Origin of the sequence: Gluconobacter sp. GP1 (assembly GCF_032913585.1) — a bacterium.
Lineage (GTDB): Bacteria > Pseudomonadota > Alphaproteobacteria > Acetobacterales > Acetobacteraceae > Gluconobacter > Gluconobacter cerinus.
The window spans coordinates 376,104-400,713 of sequence record NZ_JASGXC010000002.1; the positions used below are offsets into that span (position 1 = coordinate 376,104).

General features: G+C 57.2%; 26 protein-coding genes and 1 tRNA gene. 14 read left to right on the top strand and 13 right to left on the bottom strand.

The features are described from left to right. Positions 1–16: 16 nt before the first annotated feature. From rpmH to argB, 6 genes are all read left to right on the top strand, one after another. Positions 17–151: a 50S ribosomal protein L34 gene (gene rpmH / locus R5H23_RS06330; protein ID WP_010501271.1), complete on the top strand. Its 135-nt coding sequence runs from the start codon at positions 17–19 to the stop codon at positions 149–151. Beyond that, positions 148–495 (top strand): ribonuclease P protein component, encoded by a 348-nt coding sequence (gene rnpA, locus R5H23_RS06335; RefSeq protein WP_046899775.1) that lies wholly within the window; start codon positions 148–150, stop codon positions 493–495. Before rpmH ends, rnpA begins: the two co-directional genes overlap by 4 nt. Continuing rightward, entirely contained in the window at positions 492–740 is a 249-nt protein-coding gene (gene yidD / locus R5H23_RS06340; protein WP_086634463.1) for a membrane protein insertion efficiency factor YidD, read from the top strand. Before rnpA ends, yidD begins: the two co-directional genes overlap by 4 nt. Positions 741–830: 90 nt before the next feature. Further along, the gene (gene yidC, locus R5H23_RS06345; protein ID WP_099210558.1) at positions 831–2,552 is read left to right on the top strand and encodes a membrane protein insertase YidC; all 1,722 of its coding nucleotides are present in this window, start codon (positions 831–833) and stop codon (positions 2,550–2,552) included. Positions 2,553–2,558: 6 nt separating this feature from the next. After that, positions 2,559–3,239, top strand: coding sequence for a ribosome biogenesis GTP-binding protein YihA/YsxC (yihA, locus tag R5H23_RS06350; protein WP_086634465.1), 681 nt, complete (start codon positions 2,559–2,561; stop codon positions 3,237–3,239). After that, positions 3,236–4,171, top strand: a complete 936-nt coding sequence (gene argB, locus R5H23_RS06355) for an acetylglutamate kinase (RefSeq protein WP_211500010.1) — start codon at positions 3,236–3,238, stop codon at positions 4,169–4,171. The genes yihA and argB overlap by 4 nt, the downstream gene beginning before the upstream one ends. Before the next feature lie 6 nt (positions 4,172–4,177). Here argB and R5H23_RS06360 read toward each other — a convergent pair whose 3' ends face one another. Continuing rightward, positions 4,178–5,155 carry a diguanylate cyclase domain-containing protein gene (locus tag R5H23_RS06360; protein ID WP_317214843.1) on the bottom strand — a complete coding sequence of 326 codons (978 nt, stop codon included), beginning with the start codon at positions 5,153–5,155 and terminating at the stop codon, positions 4,178–4,180. 275 nt (positions 5,156–5,430) lie between these two features. Here R5H23_RS06360 and dapD point away from each other — a divergent pair, with 275 nt between their 5' ends. From dapD to R5H23_RS06375, 3 genes are read left to right on the top strand one after another with little or no spacing between them, the layout of a single operon-like run. Beyond that, positions 5,431–6,261 carry a 2,3,4,5-tetrahydropyridine-2,6-dicarboxylate N-succinyltransferase gene (gene dapD, locus R5H23_RS06365; protein WP_099211095.1) on the top strand — a complete coding sequence of 277 codons (831 nt, stop codon included), beginning with the start codon at positions 5,431–5,433 and terminating at the stop codon, positions 6,259–6,261. A gap of 4 nt (positions 6,262–6,265) precedes the next feature. After that, a complete protein-coding gene (gene dapE, locus R5H23_RS06370; protein ID WP_317214844.1) occupies positions 6,266–7,411 on the top strand; it encodes a succinyl-diaminopimelate desuccinylase in 1,146 nt (381 codons plus the stop codon). 38 nt (positions 7,412–7,449) lie between these two features. Further along, complete coding sequence (locus tag R5H23_RS06375; protein ID WP_317214845.1) at positions 7,450–8,025, top strand: hypothetical protein; 576 nt, start codon at positions 7,450–7,452, stop codon at positions 8,023–8,025. On the opposite strand, the gene truA is transcribed toward R5H23_RS06375, so the two are convergent. Genes truA through def form a run of 3 tightly spaced genes read right to left on the bottom strand, consistent with a single transcriptional unit; the run spans position 8,022 to position 10,266 of the window. Beyond that, on the bottom strand, positions 8,022–8,792 hold the full coding sequence (gene truA / locus R5H23_RS06380; protein ID WP_317215080.1) for a tRNA pseudouridine(38-40) synthase TruA: 771 nt from the start codon (positions 8,790–8,792) through the stop codon (positions 8,022–8,024). The genes R5H23_RS06375 and truA overlap by 4 nt on opposite strands. Position 8,793: 1 nt before the next feature. Continuing rightward, positions 8,794–9,705, bottom strand: coding sequence for a methionyl-tRNA formyltransferase (fmt, locus tag R5H23_RS06385; protein ID WP_317214846.1), 912 nt, complete (start codon positions 9,703–9,705; stop codon positions 8,794–8,796). Positions 9,706–9,711: 6 nt separating this feature from the next. Next, complete coding sequence (def, locus tag R5H23_RS06390; RefSeq protein ID WP_046899880.1) at positions 9,712–10,266, bottom strand: peptide deformylase; 555 nt, start codon at positions 10,264–10,266, stop codon at positions 9,712–9,714. A 166-nt stretch (positions 10,267–10,432) separates the two neighbouring features. On the opposite strand from def, the gene R5H23_RS06395 reads away from it, so the two are divergent. The 3 genes from R5H23_RS06395 (at position 10,433) to R5H23_RS06405 (ending at position 11,646) form a co-directional block, all read left to right on the top strand. Continuing rightward, the gene (locus R5H23_RS06395) at positions 10,433–10,945 is read left to right on the top strand and encodes an Hsp20 family protein (RefSeq protein WP_046899766.1); all 513 of its coding nucleotides are present in this window, start codon (positions 10,433–10,435) and stop codon (positions 10,943–10,945) included. A gap of 76 nt (positions 10,946–11,021) precedes the next feature. After that, positions 11,022–11,273: a DUF1150 family protein gene (locus R5H23_RS06400; protein ID WP_046899765.1), complete on the top strand. Its 252-nt coding sequence runs from the start codon at positions 11,022–11,024 to the stop codon at positions 11,271–11,273. Between the two features lie 10 nt (positions 11,274–11,283). Next, entirely contained in the window at positions 11,284–11,646 is a 363-nt protein-coding gene (locus tag R5H23_RS06405; RefSeq protein WP_086634472.1) for a RidA family protein, read from the top strand. Between the two features lie 93 nt (positions 11,647–11,739). Here the strand turns inward: R5H23_RS06405 and R5H23_RS06410 are convergent, their stop codons facing one another. Then, entirely contained in the window at positions 11,740–14,127 is a 2,388-nt protein-coding gene (locus R5H23_RS06410; protein WP_317214847.1) for a TonB-dependent receptor, read from the bottom strand. Positions 14,128–14,343: 216 nt separating this feature from the next. Between R5H23_RS06410 and R5H23_RS06415 the strand changes: the two genes are divergently transcribed. Next, the gene (locus R5H23_RS06415; protein ID WP_317214848.1) at positions 14,344–15,510 is read left to right on the top strand and encodes a phosphatidylinositol-specific phospholipase C1-like protein; all 1,167 of its coding nucleotides are present in this window, start codon (positions 14,344–14,346) and stop codon (positions 15,508–15,510) included. Positions 15,511–15,566: 56 nt separating this feature from the next. Here the strand turns inward: R5H23_RS06415 and fucP are convergent, their stop codons facing one another. Beyond that, positions 15,567–16,901 carry an L-fucose:H+ symporter permease gene (gene fucP, locus R5H23_RS06420; protein WP_317214849.1) on the bottom strand — a complete coding sequence of 445 codons (1,335 nt, stop codon included), beginning with the start codon at positions 16,899–16,901 and terminating at the stop codon, positions 15,567–15,569. A 377-nt stretch (positions 16,902–17,278) separates the two neighbouring features. Here fucP and R5H23_RS06425 point away from each other — a divergent pair, with 377 nt between their 5' ends. Further along, entirely contained in the window at positions 17,279–18,898 is a 1,620-nt protein-coding gene (locus tag R5H23_RS06425; protein WP_317214850.1) for an ABC-F family ATP-binding cassette domain-containing protein, read from the top strand. Between the two features lie 13 nt (positions 18,899–18,911). Here the strand turns inward: R5H23_RS06425 and rpoN are convergent, their stop codons facing one another. The 7 genes from rpoN to R5H23_RS06460 form a co-directional block, all read right to left on the bottom strand. Then, positions 18,912–20,237: an RNA polymerase factor sigma-54 gene (rpoN, locus tag R5H23_RS06430; RefSeq protein WP_317214852.1), complete on the bottom strand. Its 1,326-nt coding sequence runs from the start codon at positions 20,235–20,237 to the stop codon at positions 18,912–18,914. 9 nt (positions 20,238–20,246) lie between these two features. Then, the gene (gene lptB / locus R5H23_RS06435; RefSeq protein ID WP_046899759.1) at positions 20,247–21,002 is read right to left on the bottom strand and encodes an LPS export ABC transporter ATP-binding protein; all 756 of its coding nucleotides are present in this window, start codon (positions 21,000–21,002) and stop codon (positions 20,247–20,249) included. Further along, positions 20,999–21,943 carry an LptA/OstA family protein gene (locus R5H23_RS06440; RefSeq protein ID WP_317214853.1) on the bottom strand — a complete coding sequence of 315 codons (945 nt, stop codon included), beginning with the start codon at positions 21,941–21,943 and terminating at the stop codon, positions 20,999–21,001. The genes lptB and R5H23_RS06440 overlap by 4 nt, the downstream gene beginning before the upstream one ends. Beyond that, positions 21,940–22,710 carry an LPS export ABC transporter periplasmic protein LptC gene (lptC, locus tag R5H23_RS06445; protein ID WP_086634478.1) on the bottom strand — a complete coding sequence of 257 codons (771 nt, stop codon included), beginning with the start codon at positions 22,708–22,710 and terminating at the stop codon, positions 21,940–21,942. Before lptC ends, R5H23_RS06440 begins: the two co-directional genes overlap by 4 nt. Next, positions 22,707–23,693 (bottom strand): KpsF/GutQ family sugar-phosphate isomerase, encoded by a 987-nt coding sequence (locus R5H23_RS06450; protein ID WP_317214854.1) that lies wholly within the window; start codon positions 23,691–23,693, stop codon positions 22,707–22,709. The genes lptC and R5H23_RS06450 overlap by 4 nt, the downstream gene beginning before the upstream one ends. Positions 23,694–23,714: 21 nt before the next feature. Further along, positions 23,715–24,359: a ribonuclease D gene (locus R5H23_RS06455; protein ID WP_317214855.1), complete on the bottom strand. Its 645-nt coding sequence runs from the start codon at positions 24,357–24,359 to the stop codon at positions 23,715–23,717. Positions 24,360–24,420: 61 nt separating this feature from the next. Beyond that, positions 24,421–24,507, bottom strand: a tRNA-Leu gene (locus R5H23_RS06460). Between the last annotated feature and the right edge of the window lie 103 nt (positions 24,508–24,610).

Here is a 24,610-nt window from a genome sequence, read left to right on the forward strand (position 1 = left end):
TTAAAGGATCGATGTCATGAAGCGCACGTATCAACCCTCCAAGCTGGTTCGTAAGCGTCGTCACGGTTTCCGTGCACGTAGTGCTACAGTCGGTGGCCGCCGCGTGCTGGCAAACCGTCGCACCAAGGGCCGCTCGAAGCTCTCCGCCTGAGCCGGAACCACACAGCTGGCCGCCTGAAAAAGCGGCCGCAGTTTCTGCGTGTTGCCGGGAAGGGGCGTAAAGTCGCTACCCCGGGAATGGTTGTGCAGATGCTGCAGGATGATAGCCAGCCTGATAGCCGTGTCGGCTTTACCGTCACGAAAAAGGTTGGAAACTCTGTCATTCGTAACCGCACAAAACGCCGCCTCCGTGAGGCGCTGCGTCTTGTAGCGCGTGAGGACGGTCTTCCTTCGGGAGACTTTGTCCTGATCGGCCGCGATGGTACGCGCCGACGAGAATTTCCCCTTCTTCAGGATGATCTTCGTAAAGCGCTCCGCAAAGGCCTGGAAAAATGACACGCCTTTTCAATAAGGCTGTCACCGTCTTCCTGCTTGCGTTGATTGACGCTTACAAGCTCTTCATCAGTCCCTATCTGGGTCGAAACTGTCGTTTTGAACCCGGGTGCAGCACCTATGCCATCATGGCGATCAAGGGGCATGGGCCTGTTCGGGGCGGCTGGCTGGCATTGAAGAGAATCCTCCGCTGTCACCCCTGGTCAAAAGGGGGATGTGACCTCCCGCCCGAGGCTCATCGGCATTAAAAACGCGTGCGCCTATTGTTTTGGTAACGGTTTTCGGCCACTTGAGGCTCAGCATTCCTCCGTTAGAGACGAAAGACCGGCATCAGCCCGATGGAAATCAAGCGCATCATTGCGGCCATTATCCTCTCGGCCCTCATCCTGATCGGTTTCGACTATTTTATGCCGAAACCCCGTCCGGACAGTCATCCGGCTGTGACGCAGACCACTGCGACACAGTCTCCGTCCACTCCGGCTGTTGCTGGTCCGGCTCAGGCGTCGCCTGAACCGGAAGTGGTCGCTCGTCGCATTGCGATTACCAGCGACGACGTGCAGGGCTCCCTTAACCTCAAGGGTGCGCTTCTGGATGATGCGGTGCTGACGAAGTACCGTGCCACTCTTGCAAAGGACAGCCCGCTTGTCCGTCTGCTGGACAAGCCCGGCAGCGAGCATCCGAACTTCTTCGTAATTGGCTGGAGCAACGCTCCGGGGTCCAATGCGAAGGTGCCGGATTTGAACACTGTCTGGACCAGTGCGGACGAGGCACTCTCTCCTGGCCACCCGGTCACGCTGACATGGGATAACGGCGAAGGTCTGATCTTCTCGATCCACCTTTCAGTTGATGAGCATTATATGTTCTCGGCTGTGCAGTCGGTGGAGAATCATTCCTCCCAGCCTGTTGCACTGCTTCCGTTCCAGCGTGTGCAGCGTGACTATCAGGCTCCGGAAGGTTTCTGGACGGCACATGAAGGCCCTATCGCCGTCATGGACGGTCGCCTGAACGACGAGACCTACAAAAACGTTCGCAAGGGTGCTGAGCATCCCGACCATACGTTCTGGGCCAAGGGTGGCACCGGTGGCTGGGGCGGTATCAGCGACAAGTACTGGCTGACGGCGGTTGCACCTGACTCCACGTCTTCTGTGACGGCAAGCTTTGCTTACGTTCCGGAAAATGCAGGGTCCTATCGTATCGGCTTCGTGTCTCAGGCTCCGCAGCAGATCATGCCGAATGGCACTGTTACGCAGACAAGCCATCTTTTTGCTGGTGCAAAGGTGCCAAGCCTTCTGCAGGCTTACAGCAGCAACCTACACATTACAGATCTCGATAAAGCCATCGACTTTGGCTGGTTCAGTTTCCTGACGCGTCCGATCCTGTATCTGCTGCACTGGCTGTATCTGCATCTGGGCAATTTCGGTCTGGCGCTGATGGCGCTGACGCTGATCGTCAAGATTGTGCTCTTCCCGCTGGCATCCAAGGCGGCAGGATCTTCAGCGCGCATGCGTCTGCTGGCCCCGAAGATCAAGGAGATCCGTGAGAAGAACAAGGACGACCCAATGGTGATGAACCAGAAGGTCATGGCGCTCTACCGCGAAGAGGGTGTTAGCCCTGCCAGTGGGTGCCTTCCTGTTCTGATCCAGGCTCCGATCTTCTTCTGTCTCTACAAGATGCTGAACATCAGCATTGACGAGCGTCATGCCCCGTTCTTCGGCTGGATTCACGATCTGTCCGTCCCAGATCCGACGAACATCTTTAACCTGTTTGGTCTGATCCCCTTCGACCCGACTGTGTATTTCTCCTTCCTGCACGTCAGCATCTGGGGAGCCGCACTGGGCGTGACTTTCTGGCTGCTCCAGCGCCAGACAATGGTCAGCATGGACCCGGCTCAGGCCCGCATCATGCAGTTTATGCCGCTGGTCTATGTGTTCGTGATGTCCAACTTCCCGGCCAGCCTTCTGGTTTACTATACGTGGAATAACCTGCTGACATTCGCCCAGCAGTCCTTCATTCAGAGCCGTGCCAAGCTGCCGGTTCCTGTTACTAAAAGTGGACGCTGAGACACCATGAAAGAAGCCGCTGGCCCTCCTACCCCTGAACAGATCGAAGACGGTCGCCTGCTCTTCGCAGGGGAGTGCGAGTTCTTTTTTGGTTCACAGAAGATCGACCAGCTTCCGCCGGTCGGTCGGCCGGAAGTTGCTTTTGCCGGGCGTTCTAATGTTGGCAAGTCCAGCATCATCAACGCCCTGACCGGGCGTCGTGCGCTGGCGAGAGCATCTTCGGAGCCGGGGCGCACCAAGCAACTCAACTTCTTCAATCTTGCGGACCGCATTTCTCTTGTGGATATGCCCGGTTACGGTTTCGCGAAGGCTGCAAAATCGGTCAAGGAAGACTGGCAGAACATGATGTTCGCCTATCTCCGTGGACGGACAACGCTGGCCCGCGTCATTCTGCTTCTGGATGCGCGGATTGAGATCAAGCAGTCCGACAGGGACGTCATGGATCTGCTGGGGCGTGCGGCTGTGGTATTCCAGATTGTGCTCACCAAGTGCGATCAGGTGCGGCCGACTGCACTGAAAGCCAAGATCGCGGAAGTTGAAGCGATTGCTCTCAAGCAGGCTGCGGCCTATCCACGGATCGTCTGCACCAGCAGCCAGACCGGGGAAGGGATTGAAGATCTCCGGGCGGAGATTGCCCGTTTCGCAGATCCTGTTCAGACGTCAGGGGAAGGAGATGTCCGGCCATGAGTAAAAAGACCCACAGTGAAAAGCTGCCGGAGATTCCCCCGGCGGTGAATATGGATGATGCCCAGCAGCAGGCTGCTATTCTTGCAAGCGCGCTGCCCTACCTGCGTCGTTATGCCGGTGACACGATCGTCGTAAAGTATGGCGGTCATGCGATGGGTGAGGGCAAACTCGCCAGTGCTTTCGGATATGACATTGCCCTGCTGAAACTGGTCGGGATCAATCCGATCGTTGTGCATGGTGGTGGTCCTCAGATCAGCTCCATGCTGGATCGTCTCAATATCCGCTCAGAGTTTGTGGATGGTCTGCGCGTTACCGATAGTGCCATGGTCGATGTGATCGAGATGGTTCTGGCCGGGAGTGTGAACAAGCAGGTTGCCCAGCTTATAAACCGTGCTGGCGCCATGGCTGTTGGAATTTCGGGCAAGGATGGAAGTCTCATCCAGGCCCGTAAAGTCACCCGCACACGCCGCGATCCGGACAGCCAGATCGAGAGCGTCATTGATCTCGGTTTCGTAGGGCAGCCTGAGAAAATTGATCCGCGCGTTCTTTATGCTCTGCTTGGCTCAGGTCTTATCCCCGTGATTGCGCCTGTGGGTGCTGGCGAGAATGGGGAGACCTACAATATCAATGCCGACACGGCAGCAGGCGCGATTGCCGGTGCAGTTCATGCATCACGACTGCTGATGCTGACAGACGTTCCGGGCGTGCTGGACCGTGACGGTAAGCTGATTGAAGAGCTGAGCGCAGAAGAAGCGCGCAATCTCATCAAGGATGGCACGATTTCCGGCGGCATGATCCCGAAAGTTGAGACCTGTCTGGACGCTGTTCAGAGCGGTGCCAAGGCTGCGGTTATTCTCGACGGTCGCGTGCCCCACACCTGTCTTCTGGAACTCTTTACCCGAGCAGGTCCAGGAACTCTCATTAAAGCCTGATGTGGCTTATGGCGCTTCGTGTGAGAAGCGCCATTTTTTTTGCTCTTCTTCTCCGGTCTGGAGAGCCTGACTGGCTCTTTCCAGAAGATTGTCTGCCGTATTTTCCGGATCATTTGCTTCGCGGCACATCAGTCCGATGTGTAACGGGAGATGCACTGGCGGATTAATCAGGATCGGGATGCCATGCGCCGTCATCCGTTCGGCACGTTCAGCCATAGCAAAGCGATCCCCTCCGTCCAGCCAAAGCGCAAACATGTTGCCACTCAGCCGGGCAAGAGCATCGGTTGGGCGTACGGCTTTGCGGAGTAAGGCAACGCATTGCGTGAGCGCTTCTTCTCCTGCCTGAAACCCATGTGTTTGGGTTATTTCGCTCAGGCCGGGAACATGCGCGATCATGAGGGTCGCCGCGAGGCAATCACGATCCAGACGCGGAATGCGTCGCTCCATTTCCTGCTTCAGACCTTCCCAGTTCAAAAGGTTGGACGAGAGGTCATAGTGAGCGCCCTTCAGGACGTTCCTGTGCAACCCTTCCAAATCTTGCAACGTCGCAATGAAGGCCAGAAGAGTACGGATAAATTCGATCTCTTCCGCTGACCACGGTGTTTCTTTCCAGCACAGAAGGCCGAGAGGTGCCTGGCTTCTGATGGCCTCGCACACCAACAGCGCGTGACGGGCCGCTGAGGAAAACTGAATGACGTCTTGATTGAGCAAAAAATCATACTGTTGCAGTTCACCCTGAAACCCGTCGGGAATTGGGGCGGATTGATGCAAAATCAGACTATGATCCGAGGCTGTGAATGAGCTGAAGAGCAAGCACTCAGCCCCAAGTGCTTCCTGTACTTTGGAGAGAGCCGCTGCGATGCCTAGTCGCGGCAGAATGGCGCTGCGCATACAGGCCAGACTCTCTCGCAAAAGCTGAAAGCTTTGAGGGGAGGTCGGCTCGGTCACCGGAAGGGGCGGGCTTTTCAGGCCAATGTCATGCATTGCCGCAAAGGATCCATGATTTTGCGGCTGAACGTGCCGCATCGTTGAAGCGAGAGATGTACTGCGTCGTGAATCGATGTGAGAACACGGTCTGGCGCCTTGAGCATTCCGGATCTTTTCCAGAAGCGAAAGGGCTTGGATTTTTCATAGGATCAAAAGGTAAACAAAGCCTTAACGTTGGTCTGGATGTTGCTCACAGGGAAAGAGCCGTTGACAGCCGGGATCGGGGACCGCATGGTCCGGCGGTTTTCTGCTCCTTTTCCGGATTGGTCCTGATGCCTCACGATACGCTCCGCACCGCTATTGACGCTCTTTGGGAGCGTCGCGCTACTCTGAACGCCCAGACTGAGGGAGAGGACCGCGAGGTCGTCGAAACCGCTCTCAAAGGGCTGGACGCTGGTACGCTGCGTGTTGCCGAGCCGAGCGAAGATGGCTGGGTTGTCCATGAATGGCTTAAGAAGGCTGTTCTGCTCTCATTCCGCCTGTACGACAGCCGCGTGATGGTGGGTGGATGTGGCGGTCAGCCTGCTTTTGATAAGGTTCCGCTGAAGTTTGAAGGCTGGGATCAGTTCCGGTTTGCTGAAGCCGGTTTCCGTGCCGTTCCAGGTGCCATTGTTCGTCGCTCCGCGTTCATTGCGCCGAATGTTGTTCTGATGCCGAGCTTCGTGAACGTGGGTGCCCGCGTAGATAGCGGCACGATGGTCGACACCTGGGCAACGGTTGGTTCCTGCGCCCAGATTGGCAAGAACTGCCATATCAGCGGCGGTGCAGGCATCGGTGGCGTTCTTGAGCCGCTTCAGGCTGCTCCCGTCATCATTGAAGATGACTGTTTCATCGGTGCCCGTTCGGAAGTTGCTGAAGGCGTGATCGTGGAGAAGGGCTCCGTCCTGTCCATGGGCGTGTTTATCGGTGCCTCCACGAAGATTGTGGACCGTGCGACGGGTGAAATCTTCATGGGGCGTGTGCCGGCCTATTCCGTGGTTATCCCAGGTACGCTACCCCCGAAGGAGCCAGGTCAGCCGTCCCTCGCATGTGCTGTGATCGTCAAGCGCGTTGACGAGCGTACCCGCTCCAAGACGTCCATCAACGAACTGTTGCGCGACTAAAGTCATGCAGTCCCCATCTTTTCCGACTGATCCTGTTGCTCTCGCGCAGGATCTGATCCGCTGTCAGTCCGTCACACCAGCCGATGACGGAGCACAGGCTCTTCTGGCGTCTGTGCTGGAAGGGATGGGGTTTGAAGTGGTCCATTTGCCGTTCGGGCCAGCGGAGGCTCCGACGCCGAATTTTTACGCTAAAATTGGTACTGGGCGTCCGTCTCTCTGCTTTGCGGGCCATACGGATGTTGTTCCCCCCGGTGAAGGGTGGGCACACGATCCTTTCGCAGCGCAAATTCAGGATGGGCGACTGTATGGCCGCGGGATCGCGGACATGAAAGGTGGCGTTGCCTGCTCGGTGGCAGCCATCGCGCGTTTTCTTCAGAACAATACCCTCAAGGGGTCAATCTCCCTGCTCATTACAGGTGATGAAGAAGGCCCGGCTCATTTCGGTACGAAGCCTGTCATTGAATGGCTGGCGGCTCGAAATGATGTGCCTGATTTCTGCCTGCTCGGAGAACCCACAAATCCTTCGGCTCTGGGGGATACCATCAAGATTGGTCGCCGGGGCAGCATGAACGCGGACATTGTGGTTCGGGGCGTTCAGGGACACGTTGCCTATCCGCATCTGGCCGATAACCCCATCCATCGCCTTCTTCCAGCGCTCAGTGAATTGACTGGACGCTGTCTTGATGAGGGGACGAAGTGGTTCTCCCCGTCTTCATTGCAGGTCACTAGCGTTGACGTAGGCAACCCTGCGACGAACGTCATTCCTGCTGAGGCCGCAGCACGCCTGAACATCCGGTTTAATGACTGTCACACGGGTGCGGCCCTGACTGAGTGGATCCGTGAAGTTGTGTCCCGGCATGCCCCTGACAGTGACGTGACGGTTTCCATCAGCGGGGAGGCGTTTCTGACGCAGCCGGGTCCAGCAGTTCAATGTCTTGAGCGGGCTGTTCAGGATGTGACAGGGCGGCAGCCAAAACTCGATACGGGCGGAGGAACGTCTGATGCGCGCTTTATTTCGCAGTACTGTGCCGTAGCAGAGTTTGGTCTTGTTGGGGCGACAATGCATAAGCGGGACGAGCATGTTGACGTCTCGACCCTTGAAGATCTGACGCAGATCTATCTGACGTTCATGGAAAGATTTGGCCTGTGACCCCAGACCGTCCAACCGGTATTCCCCCGCTTGGAGGAATGAGTATCCCACTGGGCGTTTGGCTGCTGGGGCGCGGACGTGCAGTGGGGATCAACTGTTTTTCCCCCGGGGTTCAGCCGCTGATGGCGGCTCTGGCGCCTACCATCGCCATAACCCTGATCGAACTGGTGAGTGTCTTCCTGTTGCCTGCCGATCAGCGGGAATTGCAGGCCATACGCGCACTGGTTCAACTGGTTTGCCCGTTGCTTCAGCTTATCGTCTCGGAACGTTATGCCGTATTCGTAGGCCGGAAAGGCTTGTGGACCCGCTATGCGACGGCTTCGCTCTGGTGCGCGTGGCTACCAGTTATCATGATGATCATGGCCGAAGGCATCATGAGGATCATGATGCCCGCTGCTGCCTCGTCTTCTGCTGCGCTGGCCGGTGTTGCGGTGGGTGTATGGTTCTATAGCCTGTGGCTAACCTGGTACGTCACGCGGGTTGGGCTTGTCATGACGGTATGGCAGGCCGCCATTATGACCGTATTGCAGACGGTGAGCGTGTTTGTCCTGATCGGCCTGCTTTTGCTGGTCCCACCGCATTACAATGCGATAGCTGATCTGTTCGGAGCTTAGGCGAACGGATCTTCCGGATAGCCGACGCCTGTGAGGCAAAGGCCATCCGGTGGAGAAGTCGGTCCCGCAGCGCAGCGGTTCCGGGCTTCCAACACTTCGCGCATCTTTTCCGGTGGCCACTGGCGAGAGCCCACCATGACCAGAGAGCCCACCATATTCCGGACCTGATGGTGCAGGAAGGAGCGGGCTTTCGTATTCACGATGACCAATTCGCCTTCCCGGTGAATGGTCAGAACATCAAGGGTGCGGACAGCACTTCGGGCCTGACAGGCGATCGCCCTGAATGACGTGAAGTCGTGCGAGCCCAGAAGGTAATTCGCGCCTTCCTGCATCAGGTCTACATCCAGAACGCGCTTGACGTGCCAGACGTGTGTCTCCTGCAAGGCGGGGCGTGCCTGGCGGTTCAGGATTTTGAACTGGTAGCTGCGCCAGATGGCGGAGAAACGTGCGCTCCAGTCCAGGCTGACCTGTGCGGCCTCCAGAACTACAACCCTGTGAGGCTTGAGGTAGTAACCCATGCCATCGCGGATCTGGCGCCCATTGATCTTGGCGTCGCCCGGAAAATCGATGTGAATGACCATTCCGGAGGCATGGACACCGGCATCGGTACGGCCTGCGGTGATGCTGGAGACCGGACGATTTCCAACAAGCCGAGACGCTGCCGCCTCAATGAGGCTCTGGATGGAGACGCCGTCTTGCTGTTTCTGCCACCCCACAAAGCCCGTCCCGTCATATTCGAGACGTAACGCCCAGCGGGAGATATTCATTTCAGTCAAAGCATGTGCCTGCCGGAATTGCTTGTCCGCGTACGAAATCTGCAGCGTCCATCATGCTGCGTCCGGGTTTCTGGATACGGTCAATGCGCAGTGCGCCGGTGCCGCAGGCAATGGTCAGAGCATCATCCAGTGCGCTACCGGCAACAGGTCCTGCAATTTCGGGGCGTGGGGTAGCTGCGCCGATTTTGAGGACGACACCGTTTAGCATCGTGAATGCGCCGGGCCATGGTGTCAGCCCCCGAATTTGGCGGTCAATGTCCTCGCAGGACCGTGACCAGTCGATACGTCCGTCTTCGCGCTTCAACATATGTGCGTATGTCACGCCCTCTTCAGGCTGTGGCACAGGCTGAGGCTGCTCACTCAGTGCTCGAACAATCAGCCTGCCGCCAATTTCTGCCAGACGATCGTGGAGCGTGCTGGCGGTGTCTGAAAGACTGATCGGCGTGGCTTCTTCCAGCAGGACCGCGCCCGTATCGAGACCCTCGTCCATCTGCATGATGGAAACGCCGCTTTTGGTATCTCCGGCCACGATTGAGGACTGGATAGGCGAAGCTCCGCGCCAGCGGGGAAGCAGGCTGGCGTGAATATTCAGGCATCCCAGACGCGGGGCATCCAGCATGGCTTTCGGCAGGATCAACCCGTAAGCAGCAACCACTGCGGCGTCTGCATCGAGAGCCGCAAACGCTTCATGCTCTGCTGCGTCCCGGCGAACGCGGGCAGGGGTACGCACTTCAATGCCTGCCGCTTCGGCGGCTTCATGGACAGGGGAGCGCCGTACGGCCTTGCCACGTCCTGCCGGACGAGGGGGCTGTGTATAAACGGCAACGATTTCGTGTCCTGCAGCCATGAGGGCATGCAGGGCCGGAACCGCGAAATCCGGCGTACCCATGAAGATCAGACGCATCAGAGATTAACGCCTTCTCAGCTTCTGCTCTTTGGCCAGACGGCGCATGATCATGTTGCGCTTGAGTGTGGAGAGGTGATCCACGAACAGGATACCCTCCAGATGATCCATTTCATGCTGGATGCATGTCGCCAGCAGGCCATCAGCATCACGCTCGATGATCTCACCCGCGAGGTCGCGGTAACGCACGCGAATCGATTCGGGACGGATGACTTCCGCATACTGGTTCGGCAGCGAGAGGCAGCCTTCTTCCCGCACGGCCATCTGTTCGGAATCCGTGACGATCTCCGGATTGATGAGAACCATGGGCTCGCGCGGGGCATCTTCTTCAGCGACGTCCACGAGGGCGAAGCGCATATCAAGACCAACCTGCGGGGCCGCGAGGCCAATGCCGGGAGCCTTGTACATGGCGGAAAACATGCCTGGAAGCTGCTCACGCAGGAACGCCATGTCCTCTGCGCGGACGTCACGGGTGACCTGACGCAGCACGGGCGCAGGGGCAATCAGGATCGGGGTCGGCGGCACCGCGTCGATGCCGGACAGGAAATCGAATTCGCTCATGCCTTGCGATGTAGCGAGCGACGGCTGTTTATGCCAGTCCCGAGCAAGCATTTCCCGAGGCAGAACTTGCATAGAAAGCCTGCTCCACCATATCTTAGGGTCACGTCAGATGCCTCATGGAGGGTCTGGTTCCCGCTGTCTCGCTCATGGAGGAGGCTCTAGCCCTATGTCCGGTCGCTTGTTTACATCCCCGATGTTCCTTGGTTTCGATCATCTCGAGCAGATGCTCGAGCGTGCCTCCAAGTCTACGTCAGACGGTTACCCGCCCTACAACATCGAACAGCTGAGTCAGACGGCGCTCCGGATTACCCTGGCTGTAGCCGGGTTCGTGATGGATGACCTTCAGATCACGCAGGAAGACAACCAGCTGGTGATCCGTGGACGTCAGACGGATGACAGCCAGGGACGGATCTTCCTGCATCGTGGTATTGCTGCACGTCAGTTTCATAAGGCGTTTGTTCTGGCTGAGGGTATAGAGATTGGCGGGGCATGGCTTGATAATGGCCTGCTTCATATCGATCTTCTACGTCCGGAGCCTGAAGTCCGTGTCAAACGGATTGCTATCACGCAGGGACGGCGCACTGGCGGGAGCCCGCAGACGGTTCAGCACGAAGTTGTTCCGCCTGTGGTCAAGACGGCCCGGCGCACCCGGCCTGTGCGGGAACTCGACGACGAGTAAGTCACGTATCGACAGTATGAATGTTTCAACCTGACTGCGGCTGAAAAGGCCCTCAGGTGTCAGTAAGGATTATGAATTGAACAACCCGTTCGAAAACAGTGATGGGCAGGAAGATGTGCTCCCCGCAGATCTGAGGCGGATCACGGGGCCGCAGCTCCGGACGCTGGGCATGTCCCAGCTGGCCTATGTCAAATCAGTGCTGCATGACGGCGAGCTGATGGTGGCGATTCACGCTGCTGACGGCACACCGATGGCAGTTGCTGAGGATGAGGAAAGCGCTATGGACGCGATCCTCGAACACGAATTGATTCCTACTCTTCTTCAGTGAAGGTTCCGGCGTGAGCACTAATCCCGACATTACCCGCCATCTTGAAGAAAATCGTCTTGCTGGCGTCGTGACCCATAACGGCTTGGCTTATCTCGCCGGTCAGGTCGCGGATGATGCCACGCTGGATACTGAAGGCCAGACGGCTGATATCCTGCACCAGATTGACGTGCTTCTGGCGGATCTGGGTACGGACAAGACGCGTATCCTGTCAGTTCAGATCTTCCTGACAGACATCAACGAGATCGGGAACATGAACAAGGCTTGGGATGTGTGGCTGGATACGGGCCATAAGCCCGCTCGTGCCACGGTTGAGGCCAAGCTGGCCGATCCGGACTGGCGGGTGGAAATTACGGCGATTGCTGCCCTGCGCTGAGTAGAAGCAACTCCCAATAAAAAAGCGGTACGGCCAAAGAGGCTGTACCGCTTTTTTTGTTTGTCCGGGAGCGTTCAGATCCCGGTATGGGTTTTATTCAAACGTGCCAGAGACGGAGACAACCGCAGCGAAGCCGGTGCCAACGCTGTAGGTCGGCTGAGACGCGGAGAGGGTCTTTCCATAGACGCCGCGTGCTGTGGTGGCGTTGCCGGAGAAGCCGTTGACCTGCGCCAGATAGTGACTGTCCCCGACATTCATGAGGCTCAGCATGGCTTTTGGGCGAACCCGACCGATTTTCGGAAGGTAGCGACCCAGCGAAATATCGGACGTGATGTAGGACGGAATGGACTGGTCATTCATCAGCGTTGCGTACTGTGAGTCTGTGTAGCGCAGGTTGAAGTTCGCGAAGTTGGTGCCGTCGTCATAGGTCAGGCCCAGAGCGCCGGTGAATTTCGGGGATGCGACTTCCTGCTTCCCCTTCGTGCGCAGATAGTCACCCTGATAGGCGATGTTGTTGCCAACACGCGTATGCATGAACTGGCCGGAGGCATAAGCGCTGATATGGTGCCAGGGGCGCGTTGAAATTTCAGCCTGCACGCCCTGTGCGCTCTCGCCACCCGCATCGATCGGCTGGCTGATCATGATGGTGGAGTTGGGAAGATACGAGACGCTGGTGATCTGGTGATGCGTCAGGTTGTAATTGAACAGCGCCACGTTGAACATGATATCGCCCGAATGGCGGTATCCGATTTCCTCGCCGATCATGTATTCCGGCTGGAAATTTGTCAGCGGAAGTGAAGCTCTATTTGCGCTTGTGAAGCTATAGACCGGAACCTGCGCCTGGAAGGAAGACGGTGCGCGATAACCGGTCGTGCCGTTCACGTAGATCTGGTTTTTTTGATCAAACTGGTAGCTGATCAGGACCTGTGGGATGGGAACAAACATGTTCTCCACGGATTTGAAATTGGCCCCCGGCAGATCCTGACTGAAGCTGCGGGAGATCATGTTGGCACGCAGGCCCGCGTCGATGGTCAGGCGGTCATGGAAGAGTTTGACCTGATCTTCCAGACCGATGGCGTTCAACTGCTGGAAGCCATTGATGTTGTACTGGCTGACGGACACGTTGTTGAAGGCCGTCAGGTACCCGTTATTCTCGGTGTACTGGCCGGATGCATTGACCGGATAATGGTTCTGGTACTCGGTATGGACCGCATAAGAATACCAGTAGGAGAGTTTCAGCGTATTGAAACCACGATGCCAGGCACCAACAAGGTTAATGCCGCTGGATGTCTGGACCCATGGGTGAATACTGATGGCCGTGACATTCCCTGTCTGGCCTTCATATCCGTTCAGGGATGAATACTGCTGGGTGCCGACATAGCCGTTGGATGCTGGAATATTGACGCCGTAGTTGTTGGGGCCGAACGTCTCGATGGCATAGGGTTCAGCGTCAAGCGTCAGGCCATGTCCGAAGTCGAAATGGTTTTTGAGTGCACCGACCACGGCATTCGTCGCCTTGGTGTTGAGCTTGTAATAGAGCGTGTCGCCCTTCGTATATGTTGCGTGCGTGTTGTAGCCGGTGCCGGAGGTGTTCCACTGCGCCAGCGTCGGGTAGAGCCATTCCGTCTGGTTGGCTTTGTTGTATCCGAAAATCAGCTCGGAACTGCTTTTGGGGGCCCATCGCTTTTCGATGGCGGCATCCACATGCCAGCGATCCATCTGGCCAGGGCCGCGCCAGAGATTGGCGCTGGAATAGGAGCCGGATGCGAAGGCCCGGACGCCACTATGCCCGATTTCACCTGTATCAAACCGGACGAATTCTTTGTTCGTGCTATGCGTGCCGCCGGAGGCTTCCGCATAGGCTGTCATCTTGTCTGCAGGGTGTCGCAGGGACAGTGTCATCTGTGCGCCGTCAGCGTTGTAAACGGGGGCCGTGAGGTCTGATGAGCCCTGGCTGACAGAGACGGACCCCAGGTTCTCGTTATCGACCATAGCGGACGTATAGGCGCCGTAAGTGAACGGGTCGGCGAGGGGAATGCCTTCATACACCATGCCGATCTGGGTCTGATCCAGGCCGCGGATATGGATGGTTTCTGCCGTCGTGCTGAGCGGCCCTTCGTTGGTGGCCTGCACGCCGGGAAGACTTGAGGCCAGAACGCCGGGCGTAACGGTTGGGGCCTGTTTGGAAATATAGTCCTGTGTGACGGTGCTGATGGTTTTGGCTTCCGTATGATGTACCATCATTCCGCCGCCCAGTGCCCGGCGGCTGGCGCGAATGCTCATGCTCTCAGCTGAGTGGCCTTCCAGATCGTGTGGAACTCTTCTTGCGGCTTTTGGAGCGGGAGCGACAGGAGTCTGTTTTGTCTGGGTTTTGCCGGTGTGATGGACGCGGGCATGTGCCGTACCGGTGCTGCAGATTAATGCTGGAACGAGTGCGGAGGCGCAGAGCAGATAAAAAGAACGTCTCTTGTAGGAAGGCATTGTTATTCCATCACACGGCACGTTTGGCCTGGGGCCACCTCCCGGAAGGAGGCATGGGTGGAACTACGGGCGCTTCCGGATCATTTCAAAGGATGTTTTTATGAACATGAAATGAAATAAATAAGTCATCATCATAAAACGTTCAAAACATTACGGTTGTCATATGTCTTGTAGTGATCTGTCATCCCGTCGCTTCTGAGAAATGGATGACATCACATGAACCGCTTCACGTATGGACTGGTCTTTTCTTTCTTTGGTCTTTCATCATCGGCCTTGGCGCAGGAAATCCCCAAGGATTTACATCTGAATCAGGTTCAGATCATTGGAACCCATAATAGTTACAGAACGGATCTTTCCCCCGCGACGCTGAAATGGCTTCAGGCTGTTTCCCCAAAAGCTGCAGAAGCGTTGGATTACAAGCACACGACACTGGACCGGCAGCTTGATGGTGGCGTTCGCCAGCTCGAAATTGATATTTATGCTGATACTCAGGGCGGCCAATACAGCCATCCAAAGGGGCCGGAGTGGGAGCGTAAAAGCGGGATTACCCCCGATGCTGATCCGGCATCCGCCGCAGCCATGCAGGGTACCGATTTCAAGGTCATGCATATTGTGGACATTGACCAGCACTCGAACTGCGAACCTTTCAGCAAATGCCTTCAGATCATCCGGACGTGGTCTGATGAGCATCCGGGGCATTTCCCGGTGTTCATTGATGTCGAAACGAAGCAGGACATCCCATTCAAAAGTGACAAGATGACTTTTACGGTTCCCGAGACGTTTACGCCTGCAACCTATGATCGTCTGGACAAGGAAATCACGGATATTATTGGCCGTGATCATCTTCTAGTTCCTGACGATGTTCGGGGGACGTCAGCCTCGGTCAATGAAGCGATCCGCACGAAAGGCTGGCCGACACTGGCGTCTGCGCGTGGCAAGATCATCTTTGTGCTGGATCGCCCTCAGGATACGGCCCGTTATGTATTGGACCATCCGGGTTTGAAGGGGCGCGTTCTGTTCACCAATGGTCGACCGGGTGATCCGGATGCGGCTTATACGGAGGTCAATGAGGGTTTCGCCGGTCAGAAGGGCGCGTCTTTTGATAATGCTGAGGCTGCCCGGAAAATCCCGGAGCTGGTTCGGCAGGGTTATCTCGTGCGGACGCGGGCGGATGCCAACACGATTGAGGCGCGCCAGAATGACCTGAGCCGCCGTGAAGTGTCCTTCAAGAGCGGTGCGCAGATCATCAGCACCGATTATCCGGCCATCGAGCCTGCGCCCTGGCATGACTACAAGGTTCAGTTTTCCAATCAGGCGGTGGCCCGGTGCAACCCGGTTAATGCTCCCAAGGACTGCCGGGATAGCGCGTTGATCAAGGACTGAAAATTTCAGGCTGTTGGGTCATGAAGGGCGAGCAGGTGCTCGCCCTTTTTTGTGGATCAAAGCGTGGCGTCGAACACGACGTGTTCCGCCGTTTCGTCGCCGCTTTTCATGCAGTACGCCGCGAACATTGCAATCACGACGAAGCATCCCATCGGCACGATGTATGCAAGCTGCATGTTTCCGCCGGTAGCGTCCGAGATGTAGCCTTGCAAAAGCGGTAAGATTCCACCGCCGCTGATGCTCATGACCAGAATGGACCCGCCATATGCGCGGTCATGGCCAAGTTCATCGACGGTCAGGCCATAGATGGTTGGCCAGCAGGGGCCGAGCAGTCCACTGACGAGGATGGCCGCGTACACAGCCGTGAAGTCATGCACCATCACCGCATAGCCGAGCGCAACGATGCAGAGCAGGCTATAAACGAACAGAACGCGTGCCGGGCGTGCGTGCCGCATGAAGAAGTTGGCCACCAGCTTGCCGATAAAGAACGCACAGAATGAGGCGATCAGGTACACGGAGGCCTGTCGTTCGTTGATGTGCCCCAGCCGCATGGAAAGGCGGATGATGAAGCTCCAAACGCCAACCTGTGCGCCGACATACAGAAACTGTGTCAGGATACCGAGGACAAAGCGCTTGTTAGCGAACAGCCGTTTGAGGGCGCCGGCCGTATCCAGTTCGTGACTGCGCTGCTGATCGCGCCCTTTGCAGGCAGGATAACGCGTGACGCCAATCGCGATCATGACGACCAGCAGCACGCCGAGAATATAGACATATGGTTCAAGGGTGGCGTGGATCATGCCGAGCTGATGCTGCCAGGCCTGAGCGGCTGGCATGGCGGAAAGCTGCTCGCGTGACAGATCACCATCTTTGAAAATCAGGTAGGCCCCCATGCTGGAGCCAAGAATGGCACCAATCGGCTGAAATGCGCTGGCAAAGTTCAGGCGGTGCGTTCCGCGTCCCGGAGGGCCGAGCAGGGTGCAATAGGTATCGGCGGCAGTTTCGATGAAGACCAATCCCGCCGCGACGACAAAAAGCGCCACGAAAAAGATCTGATATGTCGCGAAATGGGCAGCAGGGAAGAAGAGGCAGCAGCCGAGCAGATACAGGAGCAGCCCGAGTTGGATCGACCATTTGTAGCTGAAGCGCTTGATGATCATGCCTGCTGGAATGCCGAGCACGAAATAGCTGATGTAGAACGAGAACTGCACAAGGGCTGACTGAAAATCCGACAGCATGAAGGCTTTGCGGAACTGCCCGATCAGCACGTCATTGAGGCTCATCGCACAGCCCCAGAGGGAAAACAGGCAACACAGGAGCCCAAAGGCCAGAATGGGCGTGCGGTTCAGGTAAAAGCCGTCCGGGAGTTGGACGATGGGGTCAGATTTGGCCACAGATTGCCTCACGGAACTGGATTGAGCGCTAAAGACAAAAATCCGCTCCCTTCACGCTGGTGTCAGCATGAGAGATAGGGGTTTGTTGTTATATTGAGTGCACATATCACACATATAATGTTTTAAAAGCGGTATTCCCTGCGTGGTTCAATGTCTTGGCTTTTCGAGGGGATCACATTGCATGGAGGTTCCGGGTCAGGGAGATGGGATGGTGCCATCCAGGAGAGTGCCGCTCATGATCTGACACCGAGGCTTATGACGTCATAAATGTAAGGTGTATCGGGATGAAGGGGCCTTTCTAGGGGTTCCGCCCATGCGGGGATAAGGGTAAGTCCCGACAGCCATTTATTCCCAGCTCCCAGTGCCTCCGAGGAACCATGATTCGTCTCGACAACATCAGCAAGCATAACGGCCAGCGCGTCATCTTCATTGAGGCTTCGGCCGCTCTGCTGAAGGGCGAGAAAGTTGGTCTTGTCGGGCCGAACGGGGCCGGAAAATCCACGCTGTTCCGGCTGATGACGAAGCAGGAAGAGCCGGACGAGGGCAATGTTCTGGCGGATCGTGGCGTGACCATCGGTTTCTTCAGCCAGGATGTGGGTGAGATGTCTGGCCATAGTGCTGTGGCGGAAGTGATGAACGGGGCAGGGGCTGTTTCGGAAGTTGCGTCGGAACTGGCTGAGCTGGAAGCAGCCATGGCGGACCCGGAGCGCATGGATGAGCTGGACAGCATCATCGAGCGCTTTGGCGAAGTGCAGAGCCGCTTTGAGGATCTTGGCGGATACGCGCTGGATGGCAAGGCGCGTGAGGTTCTGCATGGTCTCGGCTTCAGCCAGGAAATGATGGATGGCGACGTCGGGCGCCTGTCCGGTGGTTGGAAGATGCGTGTGGCTCTGGCTCGCATCCTTCTGATGAAGCCTGACATCATGCTGCTCGATGAGCCAAGTAACCATCTTGATCTGGAAAGCCTGATCTGGCTGGAGCAGTTCCTGTCCGGTTATGATGGCGCGCTGCTCATGACGTCTCATGACCGTGCCTTCATGAACCGCATCATCAACAAGGTGATCGAGATTGATGGCGGCAACCTGACGACCTATTCCGGCGACTATGAGTTCTATGAAGAACAGCGGGCGCTGAACGAGAAGCACCAACAGGCGCAGTTCGAGCGGCAGCAGGCGATGCTGGCGAAGGAAATCAACTTTATCGAGCGTTTCAAGGCCCGTGCGTCTCATGCCGCACAGGTTCAGAGCCGTGTGAAGAAGTTGGATAAGATTGATCGTGTCGAGCCGCCGAAGCGTCGTCAGGCCATGAGCTTCGAATTTGCACCTGCGCCGCGGTCTGGAGACGTGGTGGTCAACATTCAGGGCGTGGACAAGCGCTATGGCAGCCGCACGATTTATGACGGACTGGATCTGATGATCCGTCGGCGTGAGCGCTGCTGCATCATGGGTGTGAACGGTGCCGGCAAGTCCACATTGCTAAAACTTGTGACGGGAACAACGGAGCCTGATTCCGGAACCGTGACCGTTGGCAGTAATGTAAAGATCGGGTATTTTGCCCAGCACGCCATGGACCTTCTTGATGGCGACCGAACAGTCTTTGAAATGCTGGAATATACGTTCCCGCAGGCCAATCAGGGCGCTCTACGCTCGCTCGCTGGGGGTTTCGGATTTTCGGGTGACGAAGTGGAAAAGAGTTGCCGGGTTCTGTCTGGTGGCGAAAAGGCCCGCCTTGTCATGGCTCTGATGCTCTTTGATCCGCCGAACTTCCTCGTACTCGATGAGCCAACCAACCATCTGGACATGGCTACGAAGGAAATGCTGATCACAGCCCTCGCAGACTATGACGGAACCATGCTGTTCGTTTCCCATGATCGTCACTTCCTGGCAGCCCTGTCTAATCGCGTTCTGGAAGTCACGCCGGAAGGTGTGCACCAGTATGGTGGCGGATATACGGAATATGTGGCGCGTACAGGTCAGGAAGCGCCGGGTCTGCATTAAGCGGGTTGGGACGTCAGGAGGTTTTCCTCAGGCGTCGCCTCTGGCTGGATTTTGCGATCCCCATGCCTTCCCGATATTTTGCCACTGTCCGGCGCTGGATGGCGAACCCTTCTTTTTGAAGTTGGGTCGTCAGGGCATCATCTGACAGGATGCCATCGCCTTCTGAAGCGATCAGCGTTTTGATACGGTGCTGAATGGCGCTGGCACTTTGCGTGGAGCCATCGCTGGCCTGAAGAGCCGTAGAGAAAAACATACGAAGCGGAAGAATGCCGCGGGGTGTATCTATGTACTTCCCGTTCACAACCCGGCTGACCGTGCTTTCATGCACATCTGCGCCTGTGGCGAGGTCGCGCATGGTGAGGGGGCGGAGAGCAGCGAGGCCCTCTTCAAAGAACGCCGCCTGCTGACGGACGATCTCGGCTCCAATCTTCAAAATAGTCTGGCGACGCATTTCCAGCGCGCGGATGACAGCATTGGCCTCGTTTGCATAAGCAAGAAGCTGTCGCCCGGCGTCTGTTGAACTGTCGAGCGCGCTTTGCATCTCCAGATCCACGTGACAGTGCGGCAGCAGACGGTGATTAAATGTCAGGCGGAACCCTGGACCATTTTTGCGGAGGATCAGGTCTGGCTGAATGGGGGAGACTGGCTGGCGCGGATCAAAGCCCGGCCTGGGGTTGAGGGCCTGAATTTCCGCGAGCATATCGAGCAGGTCGTCCTGTTCGAGCTGACACTTCTGGCGGAGCAGCCGCCAGTCCCGTCGGGCTAAAAGATCGAGATTGGCCAGAAGAACTTTCATGGCGGGGTCTAGCCGGTTTTTCTGTTCCACCTGGACCGCCAGACACTCTTCTAAAGAGCGTGTAAAAAGACCAGCAGGCTCCAGTCGCATCAGAATTTGGCGGATAGTCTCAAGAGCAGCGGGTTCGACGCCGAGTTCGACCGCAAGGTCTGAAACTGCTTCCGGCAATCGTCCGGCCTCATCGAGGCAAGCCAGAAGATAAAGAGCGGCGGCACAGTCCTGCTGGACGGGAAACCGGAGGTGGATCTGGGCAATCAGATTATCATGAAGTGTGGGGCCGGGGGCCGCAGTCTCCGGTCGTTCCGAACCCGACGTAAAGCGTTCGGGGTCATCGTCGTGCAAGTCAGATGCAGAATCAGCGGGCTCTGTGTTGGGAGCAGTGTCCGTGGATTCCAGAACGAGAAGGGGGTTTAGTTCCGCAATCTGCTGAAGTGATTGCGTCAGTTCCTGATGGCCCAGTTGCAGCATCGCAATCGCCTGACGCAACTGTGGCGTCATGACGAGCGACTGTGACTGGCGCTGTATCAGACCGGGACTGAGCATCCCGTCAGATTAGAGCGAGAAGTTCTCTCCAAGATAGACCCGGCGCACATCTTCGTTGGCGACGATAGCCTCTGGCGTGCCTTCCATCAGAACCTGACCACCATGCATGATGTAGGCGCGGTCAATAACTTCGAGCGTTTCGCGGACGTTATGGTCCGTAATCAGCACGCCGATGCCACGATCCTTGAGGTGAGACACAAGATCGCGAATTTCGCCCACGGCAATAGGATCAATACCGGCTAGAGGCTCATCCAGCAGGATATAGTTCGGCTGACTTGCCAGGGCGCGGGCAATTTCCAGACGGCGACGCTCACCACCGGACAGTGCCAGCGAGGGTGAGTGACGCAGGTGCGTAATGCCAAACTCCGCGAGAAGGCCGTTCAGCATGGTTTCGCGCTTTTCCGGATCGGATTCGATCACTTCCAGCGCGGCCATGATGTTCTGTTCGACGTTTAGGCCGCGGAAAATGCTGGCTTCCTGTGGCAGATAACCAACACCCAGACGCGCCCGTCGATACATTGGCAACTGGGTGATGTCTGCGCCATCCAGCGTAATGGTGCCCGTGTCTGGTTGGACCAGTCCGACGATCATGTAGAAGCTTGTCGTCTTGCCTGCGCCGTTCGGTCCGAGCAGGCCAACAGCCTCACCGCGTTGAACCTGAATGGACACGTTCTTGACGACAGCCCGCTTTTTGTAGGTCTTGCCGATCCCGCTGGCGACCAGACCGGTCTGGAGCACGGGAAATGAGGGGGATGTGTCTGTCACTTTGGTGCCTGGCTGCTGTTGGCTTCGTTTGGAACGACTAGTCCCTGAATAGGAGAGTCAGATCCTGGCAGCATCGTGGCAATGCCGGTCTTCATGTTGACGATAGCCTGAGACCCGTTGTTCTGGTTCTGGCCCTGCGTCACATGCACGTGGCCGATCAGGCGGGCAATCTGGCTGGCAAAGACATAGACGCCTCTGTCCCCGGTTGCTGTCTGGGTAGGGGTGCGCAGCACGACATGGCCCCAGCCATAAGCACGATCCAGTTTAGAAGAACCGCCACCGAGAGGGCTGCCGTCGCTTTTCGCCGGCTGGGCCTGTCCTGCTGGTGCAGGAGTGTCCGGTGCACTGAAGGAGACCAGCACGTCAGCCTTGATCTGGCGCCCGTCATTGGTGGTGACAGTTGCGTTTCCACGGCCGACCGACATGCGGGTCTTGGAATGATATTCCATGACGTCACGTGCAGTGAGCACATCCTGCGGCGTCGTAAGCTTCAGGTTTTTGCCAGTCATGACCATGACGGCCTGATCCATGTCGTAGAGGGCACGGTCGCCCCAGCCCTGGTCCGTCTGGTTATAGATATGGACGTGACCGCGGGCTTCGATGCGGTACAGCTCAAGGGAGCCACCCATCGGGTCGGCTTCACCGGTCTGTCCATTTGTGGCCGGCGGCGGTGCGGCTGGTTGTCCTTGGGGAGCCGCTTTCTTGCGCAGATAGCCAATCAGCGTATCGGCATCGACCGTTACATCCCCTCGCACGGCACGGGCACCGCCGGTCAAGGTAACTGTCTGGGCGTTCCGGTCGTAGATTTCCTCGCTTTTCCAGAACAGCTTAACGGCCTCGCCGTGAGACATATCCAGCCCATCCGCATAAGCGGCAGGTGTGGCGGTAGTGGCGAGGAGAAGTCCTGCAACGGGAAGCAGTCTGGCGATGCGGCTCATCATTTCTCTGTCTTGGCTCCTTCCTGGCGGAGGCGGGCCGCCATGGAAGGGGGGCCGTTATCGTCGTTGCGGACCGTCAGACCCGGCCCTGTAAACTGCATGATACCTGCATGCTGGTCCAGGAAATAGCCCTGCGCGTCCTGCTTGCCAAATGGGCCTTCGGCATGGACCCAGTCGCGGGATGCAATAACGTCCTGCTTCAGGTCCATATCGGCGGAAGGGCCGTTCATGAGCGTCCCGTCATCGCGGTAAAGCACCACGTTGTCGTCCAGATTTAAGGTCTGCTCGTGCTGCATGTAGACGCCACGGTCCGCCTTGATGTGCGCCCAGGAATTGCCTGCCAGTTCGATATCCGCCACTGGGTCAACCAGATCTACACGGTCCGGGCCTTCCTGATGCGTAACGCGTGCCGTGATCATGTACAGGTGGTTATGGGCGTCTAGGCCGCGATAGACGGCATTTTCCATATTGCCGCTCTCAACGCGCAGGCGGGCCATTTCTTTCAGAGCGGCGCGGTTCTGATTGACGAGATGAGAGATCTCGGGCCACGCCGCAATTGAACTCAGCAGAACGAGGGCAAGCCCCGGGAGTGCCCATTTGGCAAACCCCAGAAGAGAGCGGCGGCGAGCCAGCTCTTCCGGATTTGGGGCGGTGCGTACTTTCTGGAATGCTGCACGGCGCAGGGCATCAAGCTTGGCGAGGCTTTCGCTCCGGTTCCCTGAAAAGTCGTCCCGTTTGGGGCGTTTGTCATCCTTGGGCGAGTCGGTCATGCCAGGCCCGCCCTCAGAAGATCGTGCAGGTGAATGATGCCCTGTGGGCGTCCGTCCTCTCCAACGACGAAAAGACTCGTGATCGGTTTGGAGCGTGCATTCATAAGGAGAAGGACGTCCTGTGCCAGGGTCGAGGGGGCTGTCGTGGTTGGAGAGAGATTCATGACCTCTTCCGCCGTGGTCGTGTCAAGATCGCTGTGGAGGGCCCGTCGGAGATCCGCATCCGTGATGAGACCGCACAGCACGCCATTTTCGTCTGTCACGCCCATGCAGCCAAAGGCTTTGTGCGTCATTTCCAGAATGACCGAACGAAGCGAGAGAGATTTTTCCCCAAGTGGAAGAGCCTCTCCGGTGTGCATCAGCTCCCGCACTGGGCGCAAACGCGCTCCCAGACGGCCGCCTGGGTGAAACACGCTGAAGTCGTTGGCTGTGAAGCCGCGTTTTTCCAGAAGAGCGATGGCCAGCGCGTCTCCAAGGGCAAGCTGAAGAAGCGTGCTCGTGGTTGGTGCCAGCCCCATGGGGCAGGCTTCTCTGGCGGGAGGGAGAACCAGAGCAATCTTGGCGGCGCGGGCCAGAGCCGAGGTCTCGACGGATGTTATGGCAATCACATCCAGCTGTCTGTGCGACGCATACGACAGAATTGCGGCAAGTTCTGTGGTTTCGCCGGAATTCGAGAGAGCAAGGATGACATCCCCTGCCGCCACCATGCCCAGATCACCATGTGCGGCTTCTGCTGGGTGCACGAAAAGAGAGGGAGTTCCGGTAGAGGCAAGGGTGGCCTGGATCTTGCGACCAATATGACCGGACTTTCCGATCCCCGTGACAATCAGCCGGCCAGAACAGAGAAGGATCCGCTCGATGGCGTGGCGGAAAGCTTGGCCCAAAGCGCCGCCGAGGGCGCTTTCGAGCGCTTCAAGCCCCTGTCGCTCGACAGCAAGAGTGTGCAGGGCCGAGGGAAGGGGCGAGGTAGCCGGGTTTATCATGTCGGGGCGCAGTGTAGGCGATTACGCGCGGTGTGCGAAGATGTCGGGCTCGTCGTAGCCCAGAAGATCCAGACGGGTGCGCGCTGAGAGGAAGTCGAAGCAGGCCTGAGCCAGCTCCCGCCGTTCTTCCCGGATCAGCATGGCTTCAAGCTTGTCCCACAGGGCATGGAGATAAAGCACGTCAGATGCAGCATAGCGCTTCTGATCGTCCGTCAGGGTTTCAGCGCCCCAGTCCGAGCTCTGCTGGTGCTTGCTGATCTCGACGCCAAGCAGGTCGCGGCACAGATAGGCCAGTCCATGCCGGTCCGTGAACGTATAGACGAGGCGGGCAGCGATCTTGGTGCAGATGACGGAAGAGATCGTGATGTCGAAGGCCCTCTGGAGCACGGCCACGTCAAAGCGGGCGAAGTGCATCAGCTTGGTGATCGAGTCATCCGAAAGGAAGGCTTTGAGATTAGGGCAATCATAGCCACGGCCACCCATGGAGACAGGCTTGATCTGCACGAGGTGTGCTTCACCGTCACCGGCGGAAAGCTGCACAAGGCAGAGGCGATCTCTGTAGGGATTGAGACCCATGGTCTCGGTATCTATGGCAACAACAGGGCCAATATCAAAATCTTCCGGCAGGTCGCCGTCATGAAGATGGATGGCGTTCTGCTGGCTCATTTTGTTGTCACCGAATTTTTATGAACTCAGAGGGAAAGGTTCTTGTGAACCTGACCGTCTGTGGTGCCCAGAAGAAGACTCGAACTTCCACGTCCTTTCGGACACAGGTACCTGAAACCTGCGCGTCTACCAATTCCGCCATCTGGGCTCAGAAAGCACCGGGTTTTTTCAGTTTCCTGAGGCATCCCGGGTTGGTGAAGAGGCGTTTACATTGACTGAATGAGAGCGTCAACAGTTGGAATGAAAGAAAA